This is a genomic window from Micromonospora sp. NPDC020750 (assembly GCF_044334565.1).
In the GTDB taxonomy this organism is placed as follows: domain Bacteria; phylum Actinomycetota; class Actinomycetes; order Mycobacteriales; family Micromonosporaceae; genus Micromonospora.
In genome coordinates, this window is record NZ_JBIRTH010000001.1 from 368,346 (window position 1) to 382,620 (window position 14,275).

At 74.8% G+C, this 14,275-nt stretch carries 12 protein-coding genes and 1 pseudogene; 2 read left to right on the plus strand and 11 right to left on the minus strand.

Translation table 11 applies throughout. From position 1 onward, the window contains the following. Window positions 1-31: 31 nt before the first annotated feature. A pseudogene (locus ACH4T9_RS01820) lies at window positions 32-877 on the minus strand (DNA primase); the annotation flags it as partial. Window positions 878-1,160: 283 nt separating this feature from the next. On the opposite strand from ACH4T9_RS01820, the gene ACH4T9_RS01825 reads away from it, so the two are divergent. Then, window positions 1,161-1,496, plus strand: coding sequence for a PadR family transcriptional regulator (locus tag ACH4T9_RS01825; protein ID WP_396669305.1), 336 nt, complete (start codon window positions 1,161-1,163; stop codon window positions 1,494-1,496). Window positions 1,497-1,593: 97 nt separating this feature from the next. Here ACH4T9_RS01825 and ACH4T9_RS01830 read toward each other — a convergent pair whose 3' ends face one another. From ACH4T9_RS01830 to deoC, 10 genes are all read right to left on the minus strand, one after another. After that, window positions 1,594-2,265: a permease prefix domain 1-containing protein gene (locus tag ACH4T9_RS01830; protein WP_396669306.1), complete on the minus strand. Its 672-nt coding sequence runs from the start codon at window positions 2,263-2,265 to the stop codon at window positions 1,594-1,596. A gap of 60 nt (window positions 2,266-2,325) precedes the next feature. After that, window positions 2,326-4,110: a thiol reductant ABC exporter subunit CydC gene (gene cydC, locus ACH4T9_RS01835; protein WP_396669876.1), complete on the minus strand. Its 1,785-nt coding sequence runs from the start codon at window positions 4,108-4,110 to the stop codon at window positions 2,326-2,328. A 155-nt stretch (window positions 4,111-4,265) separates the two neighbouring features. Then, window positions 4,266-5,942, minus strand: coding sequence for a thiol reductant ABC exporter subunit CydD (gene cydD / locus ACH4T9_RS01840; RefSeq protein WP_396669307.1), 1,677 nt, complete (start codon window positions 5,940-5,942; stop codon window positions 4,266-4,268). After that, entirely contained in the window at window positions 5,939-6,943 is a 1,005-nt protein-coding gene (locus ACH4T9_RS01845; RefSeq protein ID WP_396669308.1) for a cytochrome d ubiquinol oxidase subunit II, read from the minus strand. The genes cydD and ACH4T9_RS01845 overlap by 4 nt, the downstream gene beginning before the upstream one ends. A gap of 10 nt (window positions 6,944-6,953) precedes the next feature. Further along, window positions 6,954-8,204 carry a cytochrome ubiquinol oxidase subunit I gene (locus tag ACH4T9_RS01850; RefSeq protein WP_396669309.1) on the minus strand — a complete coding sequence of 417 codons (1,251 nt, stop codon included), beginning with the start codon at window positions 8,202-8,204 and terminating at the stop codon, window positions 6,954-6,956. 113 nt (window positions 8,205-8,317) lie between these two features. Then, window positions 8,318-9,223, minus strand: a complete 906-nt coding sequence (locus ACH4T9_RS01855) for a M56 family metallopeptidase (protein WP_396669310.1) — start codon at window positions 9,221-9,223, stop codon at window positions 8,318-8,320. 9 nt (window positions 9,224-9,232) lie between these two features. Further along, window positions 9,233-9,679, minus strand: a complete 447-nt coding sequence (locus tag ACH4T9_RS01860; protein ID WP_396669311.1) for a BlaI/MecI/CopY family transcriptional regulator — start codon at window positions 9,677-9,679, stop codon at window positions 9,233-9,235. A 384-nt stretch (window positions 9,680-10,063) separates the two neighbouring features. After that, window positions 10,064-10,888, minus strand: coding sequence for an aldehyde dehydrogenase family protein (locus ACH4T9_RS01865; protein ID WP_396669312.1), 825 nt, complete (start codon window positions 10,886-10,888; stop codon window positions 10,064-10,066). Next, the gene (locus ACH4T9_RS01870) at window positions 10,881-12,305 is read right to left on the minus strand and encodes an aldehyde dehydrogenase family protein (RefSeq protein WP_396669313.1); all 1,425 of its coding nucleotides are present in this window, start codon (window positions 12,303-12,305) and stop codon (window positions 10,881-10,883) included. Before ACH4T9_RS01870 ends, ACH4T9_RS01865 begins: the two co-directional genes overlap by 8 nt. Window positions 12,306-12,310: 5 nt before the next feature. Then, the gene (deoC, locus tag ACH4T9_RS01875) at window positions 12,311-13,270 is read right to left on the minus strand and encodes a deoxyribose-phosphate aldolase (protein ID WP_396669314.1); all 960 of its coding nucleotides are present in this window, start codon (window positions 13,268-13,270) and stop codon (window positions 12,311-12,313) included. A 179-nt stretch (window positions 13,271-13,449) separates the two neighbouring features. Here deoC and upp point away from each other — a divergent pair, with 179 nt between their 5' ends. Next, window positions 13,450-14,082, plus strand: coding sequence for a uracil phosphoribosyltransferase (upp, locus tag ACH4T9_RS01880; protein WP_161686960.1), 633 nt, complete (start codon window positions 13,450-13,452; stop codon window positions 14,080-14,082). Window positions 14,083-14,275 lie beyond the last annotated feature (193 nt).

Genomic DNA, 14,275 nt, shown 5'->3' on the forward strand with positions numbered 1-14,275 from the left:
TCTGCCAGTGACTGATGCTCCCTGGAACGCGTCAGTCGCGCCAGTCCACGACTGCAGAGATCTTGCCGACAATGGTGCGCCAACCGAGGCTCGCCGTCTGCGCCCCGATCTTCTTCAGCCGCCGCCGGCCGAGGAAGCCGCCGATCCCGCCGTTGACCGTGGACCGCAGCGCTTCGTCCAGATTGTCCAGGCTGGAGCCGGCGGAGAGCATGTCCAGCACAGCGGGCAGTCGCAGCGCGTACGCGACGTCCCGGGCCGCCTCACCGGCCTCGATGAGCAGGGGAGCGTCCCAGGTGTCGTGTCCGCCGCGCAGGTTCTCCACGACCAGGTCGAGCTCGTAGGTGTCCTCGTCGAGGGGCGCGATGTCGGCCGGGGTCAGCCGATCGGACAGTTCATTCCAGCTGTCCAGCTGGGACATGTCGGTGGGCGCGCCGGACCGGACGAAGCTGACCAGCGACTCCGGCGTCTTGAACAGCAGCAGCTTGCCCCGGTGGCTGAGGAAGACCGGAATCTCCTCGTCGCCCTCCTCGTCGGCCTCGGCCTCGTCGTCCTCGTCGGTCTCGGCGTCCTCGTCCCCGTCGGCCTTGGTCGAGGAGTCGTCGGCGTCCCGGCGTCGGGACTTCCCGCCGTTCTCCTCCTCCTCTTCGGCCTCGGCGAACTCGGCGGCCACCTCCTCGTCGAGGATCACGACCTCGTCGTCGTCCTCGTCGACCTCGATCGCCTGACGGCGGGCCAGGAACGGGTCGTCGGCGTCGCGGTCGGCGACGTCGGTGGGGGTCAGCTCCCGCGCCGGCCGGTACGCCCGCAGCGTGTAGCCGGTGCCGGAGGGCAGTGCGATCTCCACCGGGTCGATGCGCACCTCGTCCCAGAGCGAGCGGTCGACGTCCCGCGCCGACGGGCGCTCGACCTCCTCCTCGACGTCATCGACGGTGCCGTCCTCTTCGAGGGTGCCGTCGGTTTCGTCGAGCTCGGGCTCGTCGGCGTCGGGCCGTTGGGGCGACTGGCGGGCCACGCTGACCTCCGTGTGCTTCGGGTTGCCCACCCGGCGGCGTCTCCGGCCGCCGAGTGACTCTGGGCACATACCCTAGTGGGCGGCTCACGGGGGCCGGTGCCCGCACCCCGGTGGCGGTCGGGCGGGCGGACAAGTAGCGTTGCTACCTATGAAGGCCCAGGCGCTGCACGGACACCTCGACGCGCTGCTGCTCGCGGTGCTGGAGCGGGGCTCGCTGCACGGCTACGCGATCATCGAGGCGCTCCGGGCGCGCAGCGACGGCAGTCTCGACCTGCCGACCGGCACGATCTATCCCGCGCTGCGCCGGTTGGAGCGGGCCGGGCACGTGGCCAGCGCCTGGAGCACCGTCAACGGCCGGGAGCGCCGCACCTACGAGCTCACCGACTCCGGGCGTCGGGCGCTGGCCGGCGAGCGGGCCGGCTGGCGGGAGTTCAGCGTCACCGTGGGCCGGTTCCTCGACGACACCCCCGCCGCCCCGGCCTGACCGCCGCGCGACCGCGCCGCTGGCCGCCCCCGCTCGGCCTGCCGGCCGCTCGGCCGCGTCGCGGGTCGCCCCGGGTGACCGGTCGCCGTGCCCCTCGTCAGCGAGCCGCGAGCAGCCAGGACCGGGCCGCCCGGCCGATCCAGAGGAAGCCGGCACCGGTCACCGACCCGCCCACGATCATTGGGGGCCAGGTGAGGGCCGCCTCCCACAGCCCGATCGACCAGCCGTACAGGGCCCCGCCGCTCAGCACGCCGAAGCTGAGCGCGGTGGTGAGCCCGAAGCCGGTCAGCCGGGCGAGTCGGGGCAGGGCCGGGTGGGCCGATCGGGCCGCGGCGGCCACCAGCAGCAGCCCGGCTACCGCCAGCAGCGCGGTGGCGATCCACAGGCCGTTCAGTGAGGCGGACAGGAGGCGGTAGCCGGCCGGCGGGACGGACCCGCCACTCCAGCTCGACCCCTTCCAGGTCAGGTCGCCCGCCACGACCAGAACCCCGGCCACCGCGAGCACCCGCAGGGCCAGGCCGCGCAGCGAGCCGGCCGCCAGCTCCGCCTGGTAGGTCGGGACGAGCCGGGAGGCGTCGCCGAACTCGGCCACCGCCCGCCGCTCGGCCTCCGCCGCCGGCAGCCCCCCGTTTTGGTACGCCTCGACGGCGTCCTGCAACGCGTGCCGCGCCTCGGTCAGCAGGTCGGCCTTGAGCCGTGGCGGACCGTGCAGCCGGTCGTCCAGCTCGCGCAGCCGGTCCTCCACGCGTACGACGTCGCACCGGGACATGGGACCGAGCCTGCCACGGCGGTGCCCCGTCCGCGTCGGGGAGATTCCCGGAGTCGGCGCTCAGGGGCGGGGGGTCAGGGCCAGGTAGCCGCGTTCCGCCGCCTCCTGGAGCAGCCACTGGTCCCGGTACCAGCCCGGCGCGGCGATCAGCTCGGCGTGCCGGCCGCGCTGCACCACCCGGCCGGCGTCGAGCACCACGATCTCGTCGAGGCCGGCCAGCCCGCTGAGCCGGTGGCTGATCAGCAGCACCGAGTGCCCGGCCGGGGTGGCGGCCAGCGCCGAGGCGAGCACCGCGTCGGCCGCGGCCGGGTCGAGGCCCTCGGTCGGCTCGTCGAGCACCAGCACCCCGGGCGCGGCGAGCAGCGCCCGGGCCAGCGCGAGGCGTTGCCGCTGGCCACCGGAGAGCTGCCCGCCCTCCTCGCCGACCACGGTGTCCCAGCCGGCGGGCTGGGCGCGTACCCAGTCGAGCAGGCCGGCGGCCCGGGTCGCGGCGGTCAGCGCGTCGGTGTCGGCGGCGGGCCGGCCGAGCAGCAGGTTCTCCCGCACCGTGGTGTGGAAGACGTACGCCTCGGCGAGCAGCCCGCCGACCGCCCGGGGCAGTTCCTGCGCCGGGTACGCCGACAGGTCCACCCCGTCCAGGGTGGCCCGGCCGCCCTCGGGGCGCACCGTGTCGGTGAGGACGGCCGCGAGCGTGCTCTTGCCGGCGCCGCTCGGGCCGACCACGGCGACCCGCCGGCCGGCCGGCAGGTCCAGGGTGACCCGGTCCAGCGCCGGTGCCGCGCCCGCCCGGTACCGCACGGTCACCTCGTCCAGGCGCACGTGGTGCGGGGCGGCGGCGGTCACCGTGACGGGGGCCTCGTCGGTGCGGGCTTCGTCGGCGGTGGCCGGGGTGGGACCGGCCTCGGGGGCGGTCGGGGCGGCGCCGGCCTCGGGGGCGGCCAGCAGGGCGGCGACCCGGACCAGGCCGGCCCGGAGCTGGGTGCGCTGCCGGGCGGCACCGACCAGGGCGAGCGCCACCTCGACGGCGGCCAGGGAGCCGACCGCCAGCACCCCGACCAGAACCCCGCCGACCCCGGCGCGCAGCGCGGCGACCACCACCCCGGCGGCGGTCGCCCCGGCGACCAGCACCCCGGCCGCGTCCACGGCGAAGCCGGTCGCGGCGAGCCGTCGTTCCAGCCGGGCCAGCCGCCGGGCCCGCCCCCCGGCGGCGGCCAGCGCCTGCCGGGTGGCGCCGAACGCGGCCAGGTCGGCCGCGCCGTGGGTCAGGTCGACCGCGTCCGTGGCGAGCGCGCCGCGCAGCGGGGCGACCTCGTCGGCGGCCCGGCGGGTCAGCGCCGTGGCCGCCAGCGGCAGCGCGACCCCGGCGGTGAGCAGGCCCAGCGCCAGCACCCCGGCCGCCGGCAGCGAGACGAGACCGGCCCCGGCCACGGCCAGCACGCTGACTCCGGCGGCGGCCGACCCGGGCACGAGCACCCGCAGCAGCAGGTCCTGCACGGCCTCCACGTCGGAGACCAGCCGGCTCAGCGCGTCCCCGGTGCGTCCCCGGGCGGCGTCGCCCCGGGCCGCCAGCGTGGCGAACACCCGGGCCCGCACGTCGGTGATCATGCGCAGCACGGCGTCGTGGCCGGCCAGCCGCTCGGTGTAGCGGAACACGCCCCGACTGATCGCCAGCGCCCGGACCGCGACGATCGCCACGGTGAGCCGGTCCAGCGGCGGCCGGCCGGCGGCGCTCATCAGCAACCAGGTGGCGGTGGCCATCAGGGCCAGCCCGGCGAACTCGGTGGCGGCGGCGAGCAGCCCCGCCCCGACCAGCCGCCCCAGGTACGGCCGGGCCAGCCGGAGCACGGTCCGCTCGGCGGCCCGGACGCTCCGGCCGTCAGGCGGTGGGGCCGCAGCGGCGTCCGCGCCCGGGTTCGGCGGCGTGTCGGGCGGCGGGGCCGCAGCGGCGTCCGCGCCCGGGTTCGGCGGTGTAATGGACGCGCCGTCGGCGGGACCGGTGCTCACCGGGCCACCTCCGCGACCGTCGCCCGGGTCAGCTCGGTGACCCGGCCGTCCTCGACCCGCAGGATCCGGTCGGCGTCCTCGAGCAGCGCCGGCCGGTGGGCCACCAGCAGGGCGGTCCGCCCGGCGACGAGCCGACGGGTGGCGGCCAGCACCACGGCCTCGCTGGCGGTGTCGAGCCGCGCGGTGGGCTCGTCGAGGAGCACCACCGGGGCGTGCCGGAGGAACGCCCGGGCCAGCGCCACCCGCTGCCGCTGGCCGCTGGACAGCCCGTGGCCGCGCTCGCCGAGCATCGTGTCGAGCCCGTCGGGCAGGGCGGCGACCACCTCGTCCAGCGCGGCGGCGGTGACCGCCGCGGCGAGCGCGTCGTTGCCGGTGTCGGGCGCGCCGAGCCGGATGTTGTCGGCCAGCGTCGCGGCGAACAGGTGGGCGCGCTGCGGCACCCAGGCGAGCCGGCTGCGCCAGCCGTCCGGGTCGACGCCGGCCAGGTCGACCCCGCCCACGGTGATCCGGCCCCGGGTCGGGGCGACGAAGCCGAGCAGCAGGTTGAGCAGGGTGCTCTTGCCCGCGCCGCTGGGCCCGACGACGGCGATCCGCTCGCCCGGCCGGATGGTCAGCGTGACGTCCCGCAGCGCGACCGTCCGCTCGTACTCGACGGTGACGCCCTCGAACCGGATCTCGCCCCGCCCGTCGGGGGCCGGCGACGGCTCCGCCCGGTCGGCGGCCGGCTCGACCGCGGAGAGGGTGAGCGCCTCGTCCAGCGCGGTCAGCCCCTCCATGCTGGCGTGGAACCGGCTGCCCGCCGCCCGCAGCGGCAGGTACGCCTCCGGGGTGAGCAGCAGCACCAGCAGCGCGGTGGAGAGGGCCAGCCCGCCGCCGAGCAGCCGGATGCCCACCGGCACCGCGACCAGCGCCACCGACAGCGTGGCGACCAGCTCCAGCACCAGCGCGGAGAGGAACGCGATCCGCAGCGTCTTCATGGTGGCGGCGCGGTGTCCGTCGGCGATCCGGCGCACCACCTCGACCTGCCCCCGTACCCGGCCGAACGCGCGCAGGGTGGGCAGCCCGGCGACCATGTCGAGGAAGTGCCCGCCGAGCAGCGACAGCCGTCGCCACTGGCGGTCCGTGGCGGCCTGTGCCTGCCAGCCGAGCAGCGCGCCGAAGACCGGGATCAGCGGCAACGTCAACGCGATGATCACCGCCGAGCCCCAGTCGGCGAAGACGATCCGGGCCAGCACGGCCACCGGCACGGTGACGCTGAGCACGAGCTGCGGAAGGTACCCGGTGAAGTACGCGTCCAACGCGTCGAGCCCGCGCCCGGCCAGGGTGGCGAGCTGGCCGGCCCGCTGACCGGCGACCCAGCCGGGGCCGTGCCGGCCGACGGCCGCGAGCAAATCCTCCCGGAGTGTGGCCTTGACCGTCGCGGCGGCCCGCGCCGCCACCGTGCCCTGCGCCCAGGTGACCAGCGCCCGCCCGGCCACCGCTGCGAGGAGACCGGCCAGCGCCGGCCGGTCCAGCCGTCCGTCGATCGCGGTGGCCAGCACCATGGCCAGCGCGGTCGCCTGCCCCACGACCAGCAGCGCCGTCGCCCCGCCGAGCAGCGCGAGCACGGCGAGGTCGCGCCGGGCCGCGGGGACCCGGCGCAGCAGACGCGGGTCGAAGGGACGGCGGTTCACCAGTACACCGGTGCCCTGCCGTCGGTCCGTCCCCGGAACACCCACCAGCACATTGCCTGAAAGCCTAGTAGGGCCGGCAGGAGCGGCACCGTCAGCCAGCCCAGCAGCGCCAGGGTCGGCCCACTGGCCGCCCCGCCGGTCACCGTCAGTGATGCCGCCGGATCGGTGGTGGAAACCAGCGCGTAGGGCCAGAGCGCCGCCCCGACCAGCGCCACCGGCAGCGCCAGCGCCGCCGAGGTGGCGGCGAAGGCCACCCCGGGCCGCCGCCGCGCGAGCGCCGCCCGCGCCACCAGCAGCGCCGTGACCAGCACGAACGGCAGCAGTACGGCGAAAAGCGGGCGCTGCGTCGCGGCGCGTACCCGATCGGAGAGGCCGCCCGCGACGGTGGCCAGCGCGACCGCGGCGAGCGCCACCGCGACCAGCCTGCGGGCGGTACGTGCCAGCGGCGCGGCGTCGGCGGCCGGAAGCCGGAGGGTGAGGAAGGTCGCACCGTGCACGGCCACCAGGGCCACCATCGCGACCCCGGCGGCGGCCACGAACGGGGTGGCCACGTGCCCGAGCCCCGCCACGTGCCCGGCGGCGGTCAGCGGCACGCCCTGGAGCAGACCGGCGAGCAGCCCGCCCCAGCCGAGCGCGGCGAGCAGGCTGCCGGCGACCACCACCCGGTCCCAGGCGGCCCGCGCCCGGCCGTCGGTCGGGCGGCTGCGCAACTGCACGCCGACGGTCACCGTGACCACCCCGGCCAGCGCGGCGGCGACGACCGGGTAGAACCCGGAGAGCAGTTCTCCCTCCAGGGTGGGGAACGCGCCGAACAGGATGCCGGCCGCGGCCACCAGCCAGACCTCGTTGCCGAGGAAGAACGGGCCGACGGCGGTGAGCGCCGCCCGATGGTCCGGGCCGCCGCCTCGGGCGAGCAGCAGCCCGACACCGTAGTCGTAGCCGCCGAGCACCAGGTAGGCAGCGAAGAAGAGGCCGAGCAGGGCGTACCAGGCGAGTTCCACGGCGGCTCCCTCAGGCGAGGACGGACACGGGGCGGACCGGCTCGGGGGCCGGGGCGGGCGGGCGGCCGAGTGGCGGGTCGGCGGCGCCCCTGGCGGCGTGCCGGGCGAACAGCACCCCGTTGGCGACGGCGAGCGCGCCGAGCAGCAGGGTGAAGCCGATCAGCGAGGCGAGCATCACGCCCGGCCCGACGGGGGAGACCGCCCGCCCGGTGGGCAGCAGGCCGTACGCGACCCAGGGCTGGCGGCCCACCTCGCGGGCGATCCAGCCGAGCAGCACCGCCGCGAAGGGCAGCGGCAGTGCCACCAGGGTGATCCAGAGCGGGACGCGGAGCCGGATGATCCAGTCCCGCCAGAGCAGTGGGAGCAGCAGCCAGACGCAGCAGAGCAGCATGCCGATCATGATCATGAAACCGAGCCCGACGTCGGCCAGCACGGGCGGGGCGTAGTCGCCGGGCCCGAACCTGGCCGTCCACTCGGCGACCAGGGCGTCCCGGCCCGCGCCGCCGCCGAACTTGGTCGGCTGCGCCTGCCCGACCGGCCCGAACTGGGCGAATCCGAAGCCCAGCACCAGGCTGACCGCGAGCGCCGCGGTGACCAGCCCGATCCGCAGCGAGGTGCGGAACAGCGCGAAGTCGGGGGTACGCCGGAGCAGGTGCCAGGCGCTCACCGCGGCCATCAGCATCCCGCCGGTGAGCAGGGCGGCGGCGACCACGTGTCCGAACGCCATTCCGAGGGTGGGGTTGGTGAGCAGGGCGCCGAAGTCGGTCAGGTGGGCCACCCCGTCGCGCAGCTCGTAACCGACGGGGTGCTGGAGCCAGGAGTTCGCCACCATGACCCAGAACGCCGAGGCGTACGCGGTCAGCGCCACGCCCCACAGCAGTGCGAGGTGGACGCCCCGGCGCAGCCGGTGCCACCCGAAGATCCACATGCCGAGGAACGTGGACTCCAGGAAGAACGCCACCAGGGTCTCGATCGCCAGTGGCGCACCGAACACGTTGCCGACGTAGCGCGACAGGCCGCTCCAGTTCAGCCCGAACTGGAACTCCATCACGATCCCGGTGGCGATGCCGAGCACATAGTTGATCACGTAGAGCTGGCCCCAGAACCGGGTCAGCCGTTCGTACGCCGGGTTGCCGGTGAGCACCCAGGCGGTCTGAAGCCCGACGAGCAGGGTGACCAGCCCCAGCGTGACGGCGACGAAGAGGAAGTGCAGCGAGGTGGTCGTGGCGAACTGCAGACGGGCGAGGAGCAGGGAGTCCATGGCCGCTCTCCGGGGGTAGGCTCGCTTTTAGTAGGGAGCCTACACATAGACCGTCTACCTATTAAGGGGTGTGCGGCGGCGGCCGGATCAACCGGCGTCAGTCCGGTGGGCCGTCAGCTCAGGAAGAGGGAGATCGGCAGCGTGACCAGGGTGGCCGCCACCGCCAGCGCGGTGGCCCCGATCAGCCGGGGCGGCCGGTCGACGATCAGCAGCCGCTGGACCCGGACGTCCAGGTCCCCCTCGCCCATCCCGAGCGCGCCGGCCGGGGTGACCCGGTGGCCGGCCTCGGCGAACCGCCGCAGCGCGCCCGCGAGAGGCGCCTCGGCGTGCAGCTCCCGGGCCTTGTCGTCGGCGCGCATCTCGACCAGCAGCGCGACCCGCTCGTGAGCGTCACGCACCCAGCGGAACCAGGGCAGCGCCCGACACAGCGCCGTGAACGGCAGCAACACGAGGTCGTGCCGCTCCTGCGCGTGCGCCCGCTCGTGGGTGAGCACCGCCTCCAGCTCGGCCCGGTCGAGCATGCTGAGCGTTCCGACGCTGACCACCACCCGGGGCCGCACCCCCGGCAGGCAGTACGCCGCCGCGCCCGGATGGTCCAGCACCAGCGCCCCCGGCACCTCGGGGTCCCGGCGGGCGACCAGGGTCAACAGGTCCCGGTGCCGGCGCTGGGCGCGGACGGCCGCGTGCAGGCTGCGTACCGTCGTGCCGAGCAGCACCGCCCCGATGCCGAAGCCGACGCCGACCAGCCCGAGGTGGATTGCGCCCACCCCGGCGGGGAGGGTGCCGTGGGTCAGGTCGGAGCCGAGGGCGAGCAGCGCGCCGCCCGTCGGCCGGTCGTACGCGGTCAGCCCGAGCGCCATGGGCAGGCCCATCGCGGAGAGGCCGAGTGCGAGCCCGACCGCCTGCCAGCAGACGATCGCCACCCGGGGGCTGCGCCACGTCCAGGTGGAGGCCGCGAGGACCTGTGCGGTCAGGTAACAGGCCAGGACCGTCGCGGCGAAGTGCGCGGCGTACGCCATGACGGCGCCCTACCGGTCCGTGGCCTCGTCGGCCAGGGCGGGCTGCCCGGTCCGGTCCGTACGCGGATCCTCGACCCGATCGGTCAGCGACCCGGCGGCCTCGGCGCCCAGGGCGGCCCGCAGCACGTCGGCCTCGGTCCCGGTGACCGAGCGGGCGAAGCGCACCAGCGCGGCGTCCCGGCTGCCACCGAGGTCCAGCGCGTCGAGCATGAGCTGGGCGATGTACGCCTCGCGGCTGGCCGCGGTCCGGTACCGCCAGGCCCGTCCCTCCCGCTGGCGCCGCACCATGCCTTTGCCCGCGAGCCGGTCCAGCACGGTCATCACCGTCGTGTACGCCAACTCGCGCCCGTCGAGCGCGTCGGCAACCTCACGCACGGTCACCCCGTCCGACGTGCCCGGGACGGTGTCCCACAGCACATCCATCACCGCACGTTCAAGATCCCCAAGCCGCGTCACCGATCAATCCTACCCCCCGTAGTAGACCCCCATCGCCCGCCGCCCTCTGCTGCCCCACCCCACGCCCCCACCCCACGCCCCCACCCGCGCGCCACGCCACGCCCTCACCCCACGCCCCCACCCGCGCGCCACGCCACGCCCTCACCCCACGCCCCCACCCGCGCGCCACGCCACGCCACGCAAGATCGCGACAGTTTCTGAGAATGAGTGGCCTTCGGGCGCGGCAAAGCCACTCATTCCCAGAAAGTGTCGTGGGCTCGCGGGCTCGCGGGCTCGTGGGCTCGCGGGCTCGTGGGTGGGGTGGTGGGTGGTGAAGTGGTGAAGTGGCGCTGGCCGGCGTCCCCTTGGGAGGGGGCGCCGGCCAGCGGGGTGGGTGGGTGGGGGTCAGACGCCCTTGGGGTGCCAGACCGTCTTCGTCTCCAGCAGAGCGGTCATCCGGGTGATGCCGGGGTCGGCGGACCAGTCGTGGTCGGCCGGGGCCGGCCGGAGCACCCGCTTGAGGTTCTCCGCCGCCTTCACCTCCAGCTCGGTGGCGAGCGAGGGGTCGGTCACCCCGGTCAGGTCGATCGCGTTGACGTCCATGTGGCCGGCGAGCGCCGGCGCGGTCTCGGTGATCTTCCCGGTGAGGATGTTGACCACCCCGCCGGGCAGGTCGGAGGTGGCCAGCACCTCGGCCAGGGTCACCGCCGCCAGCGGCTGCGCCGGGGAGGCGGCCACCACCACCGTGTTGCCGGTGACGATCGCCGGGGCGATCACGCTGACCAGGCCGAGCAGCGCCGGCTGCTCGGGGGCCACCACCGCCACCACGCCGGTGGGCTCGGGCGCCGACAGGTTGAAGTACGGGCCGGCGACGGGGTTCGCGCCGCCGTACACCTGGGGGAGCTTGTCGGACCAACCGGCGTACCAGACCCAGCGGTCGATCGCCGCGTCGACCTCGTCGCCCGGCACACCGAGCCCGACGAACTGCTCGCGGCGGCCCTCCAGCATCTCGGCGACCCGGTAGAGGATCTGCCCCCGGTTGTACGCGGTCGCCCCGGCCCAGCCCTTCACGGCCGCGCGGGCGGCGACGACGGCGTCCCGGGCGTCCTTGCGAGAAGCAAGGGACACGTTCGCGGATTGCACGAGATACGACCGTCCCGACTCGCTGCGCGGGAACTTCCCGCCGATGAAGAGCTTGTACGTCTTGCGTACCGCGACCCGCTCAGACATTGAGGTAGCCCTCCAGCCCGTGCCGGCCGCCCTCGCGACCGTAGCCCGACTCCTTGTACCCGCCGAACGGCGAGGTGGGGTCGAACTTGTTGAACGTGTTGGCCCAGACCACCCCGGCGCGCAGCCGGTCGGCCATCCACAGGATCCGGGAGCCCTTGTCGGTCCAGATTCCGGCCGACAGCCCGTACGGCGTGTTGTTGGCCTTCTCGACGGCCTCGGCCGGGGTGCGGAAGGTCAGCACGGACAGCACCGGGCCGAAGATCTCCTCCCGGGCTACCCGGTGTGCCTGGGTGACCCCGGTGAAGATCGTCGGTGCGAACCAGAAGCCGCGCTCGGGCAGCTCGCACGGCGGCGACCAGCGTTCGGCCCCCTCGGCGGAGCCGGCGTCGGACAGCTCGCGGATGCGGGCGAGCTGGTCGGCCGAGTTGATCGCCCCGATGTCGGTGTTCTTGTCCAGCGGGTCGCCGACCCGCAGCCGGGCCATCCGCCGCTTCAGCGACTCCAGCACCTGCTCGGCGACGGACTCCTGCACCAGCAGCCGGGAGCCGGCGCAGCAGACGTGCCCCTGGTTGAAGAAGATGCCGTTGACGATCCCCTCGACCGCCTGGTCGATCGGGGCGTCGTCGAAGACGATGTTCGCGGCCTTGCCGCCCAGCTCCAGGGTGAGCTTCTTGCGGGTGCCGGCGATCGACCGGGCGATGGCCCGGCCGACCTCGGTGGAGCCGGTGAAGGCGACCTTGTCCACGCCCGGGTGCTCGACCAGGGCCCGGCCGGTGTCGCCCGCGCCGGTGACGATGTTGACCACGCCGGCCGGCAGGTCGGCCTGCTGGCAGATCTCGGCGAACAGCAACGCGGTCAGCGGGGTGGTCTCGGCGGGCTTGAGCACCACCGTGTTTCCGGCCGCCAGCGCCGGGGCGATCTTCCACGCCAGCATGAGCAGCGGGAAGTTCCACGGGATGACCTGGGCGGCCACGCCGAGCGGCTGCGGGTCCGCGCCGAAGCCGGCGTGCGGCAGCTTGTCGGCCCAGCCGGCGTAGTAGAAGAAGTGCGCGGCGACCAGCGGCAGGTCGACGTCCCGGGACTCCCTGATCGGCTTGCCGTTGTCCAGCGACTCCAGCACGGCCAGCTCGCGGGAACGCTCCTGAATGATCCGGGCGATCCGGAACAGGTACTTGGCCCGGTCCCGGCCGGGCATCGGGCCCCACACCTTCTCGTACGCCTTGCGGGCGGCGCGGACCGCGCGGTCCACGTCCTCGCTCCCGGCCCAGGTGACCTCGGCGAGCACCTCCTCGGTGGCCGGGTTGACCGACTTGTTGAGATGCTCGCCGTCGACGAACTCCCCGTCGATGAACAGACCGTAGGAGGATCTGATGTCGACGATCGCGCGCGACTCGGGCGCAGGGGCGTATTCGAACATCACTCTCAGTCCAGGGTGAAGTAGTCGGGACCGGAGTAGACGCCGGTCGTCAGCTTGGTGCGCTGCATGAGCAGGTCGTTGAGCAGGCTGGACGCGCCGAACCGGAACCAGTCCGGGTCGAGCCAGTCCGCGCCGACGGTCTCGTTGACCATGACCAGGTACTTGATCGCGTCCTTGGTGTTCTTGATCCCGCCGGCCGGCTTCACACCGACCTGCCGCCCGGTGGCGTCGCGGAAGTCGCGGACCGCCTCCAGCATCACCAGGGTCACCGGCAGGGTGGCGGCGACCGGGACCTTGCCGGTGGAGGTCTTGATGAAGTCGCCGCCGGCCAGCATGGCCAGCCAGGAGGCCCGCCGCACGTTGTCGTACGTGGCCAGCTCGCCGGTCTCCAGGATCACCTTGAGGTGGGCGTCCCCGCAGGCTTCCTTGGTGGCCACGATCTCGTCGTAGACCTCCTTGAAGCGTCCGGCCAGGAAGGCGCCCCGGTTGATCACCATGTCGATCTCGTCGGCGCCGGCCGCCACGGCGGCCCGGGTGTCGGCGAGCTTGACCTCCAGCGGCGCCTGCCCGGAGGGGAACGCGGTCGCCACGCTGGCCAGGTGCACGCCGCTGCCGGCCAGCACCTCGGCCACGTGCGGGACCATCGCCGGGTAGACGCAGACCGCGCCGACGTGCGGGCAGGACGGGTCGGCCGGGTCGGGGCGCAGCGCCTTGGCCGCGAGCGCCCGTACCTTGCCGGGGGTGTCCGCCCCCTCCAGGGTGGTCAGGTCGACCATCCGGATGGCCAGGTCGATCGCCTGTGCCTTGGCCGTGGTCTTGATGGAGCGGGTGCCGAGCTGCGCCGCCCGCTGCTCCGCGCCCACCTGGTCCACGCCGGGCAGGCCGTGCAGGAAGGTCCGCAGAGCGGTCTCGGATCGTCCCAGCCCGGAGAGATCCGACCGGGCCGACGTCGCTGTCGCCGTCATGCCGGGAAGTCTACGCATCCATGGGTGTTGTGAAACCGGTCACGGTGCGGCCGTCGCGGGCGTCGCCGCCCCGCCGCAGCGTCGTCCGGCTGCCGTCGAGGCGTCGCCGGGGTGAGCCGGGTCGCTGCCGCGCCCGCTCCCGCACTGCGGGACCCGACCGTTCGGTAGGTTGAGCGATCGTGGACGTACACGTCATTGACCACCCGCTCGCCCAGTCGCGGCTGACCGCCATGCGGGACGCCCGCACCGACTCCTCTTCGTTCCGGGCCGCGCTGCACGAGCTCACCACCATGCTCGTGTACGAGGCCGCACGCTCCTTCCCCGTCGAGAAGTACCCGGTGCAGACCCCGGTGACCGGTGCCGAGGGCACCCGGCTGGCCAACCCGCCGCTGCTGGTGCCGGTGCTGCGGGCCGGCCTCGGCATGGCCGACGCGGCGCTCGGCCTGCTGCCCGAGTCGTCGATGGGCTTCGTCGGCCTGGCCCGGGACGAGGAGACGTACGAGCCGCGGGCGTACATGGAGTCGCTGCCCCGCGACCTGGCCGGCCTGCCGGTGCTGGTCCTGGACCCGATGGTGGCCACCGGCGGCTCCCTGGAGCACTGCTGCCGGCTGCTGGCCGACCGGGGCTGCACCGACATCACCGTGCTCTGCGTGCTGGCCGCGCCGGTCGGCATCCAGCGGCTGGAGCAGTCCGGCCTGCCGCTGCGGCTGGTCACCGCCTCGATCGACGAGGGCCTCAACGACAAGATGTTCATCGTCCCGGGCCTCGGCGACGCAGGCGACCGACAGTTCGGCGGCATGCCCCGCTTCTGACGGCGGCCCGGCCGCCGGCGCCGTTCGGGTGCCGCTCGGTGGGGCCCGGCCGTGCCGCTCGGTGGGGCCCGGCCGTGCCGCTCGGTGGGGCCCGGCCGTGCCGCTCGGTGGGGGCGGGAGGGGCAACCTTCCCGCCCCTCAGGCATCGACCGGGGGCCTTCCCGCCACGTCGGGCGGGTTGGGGGCCCGCCGG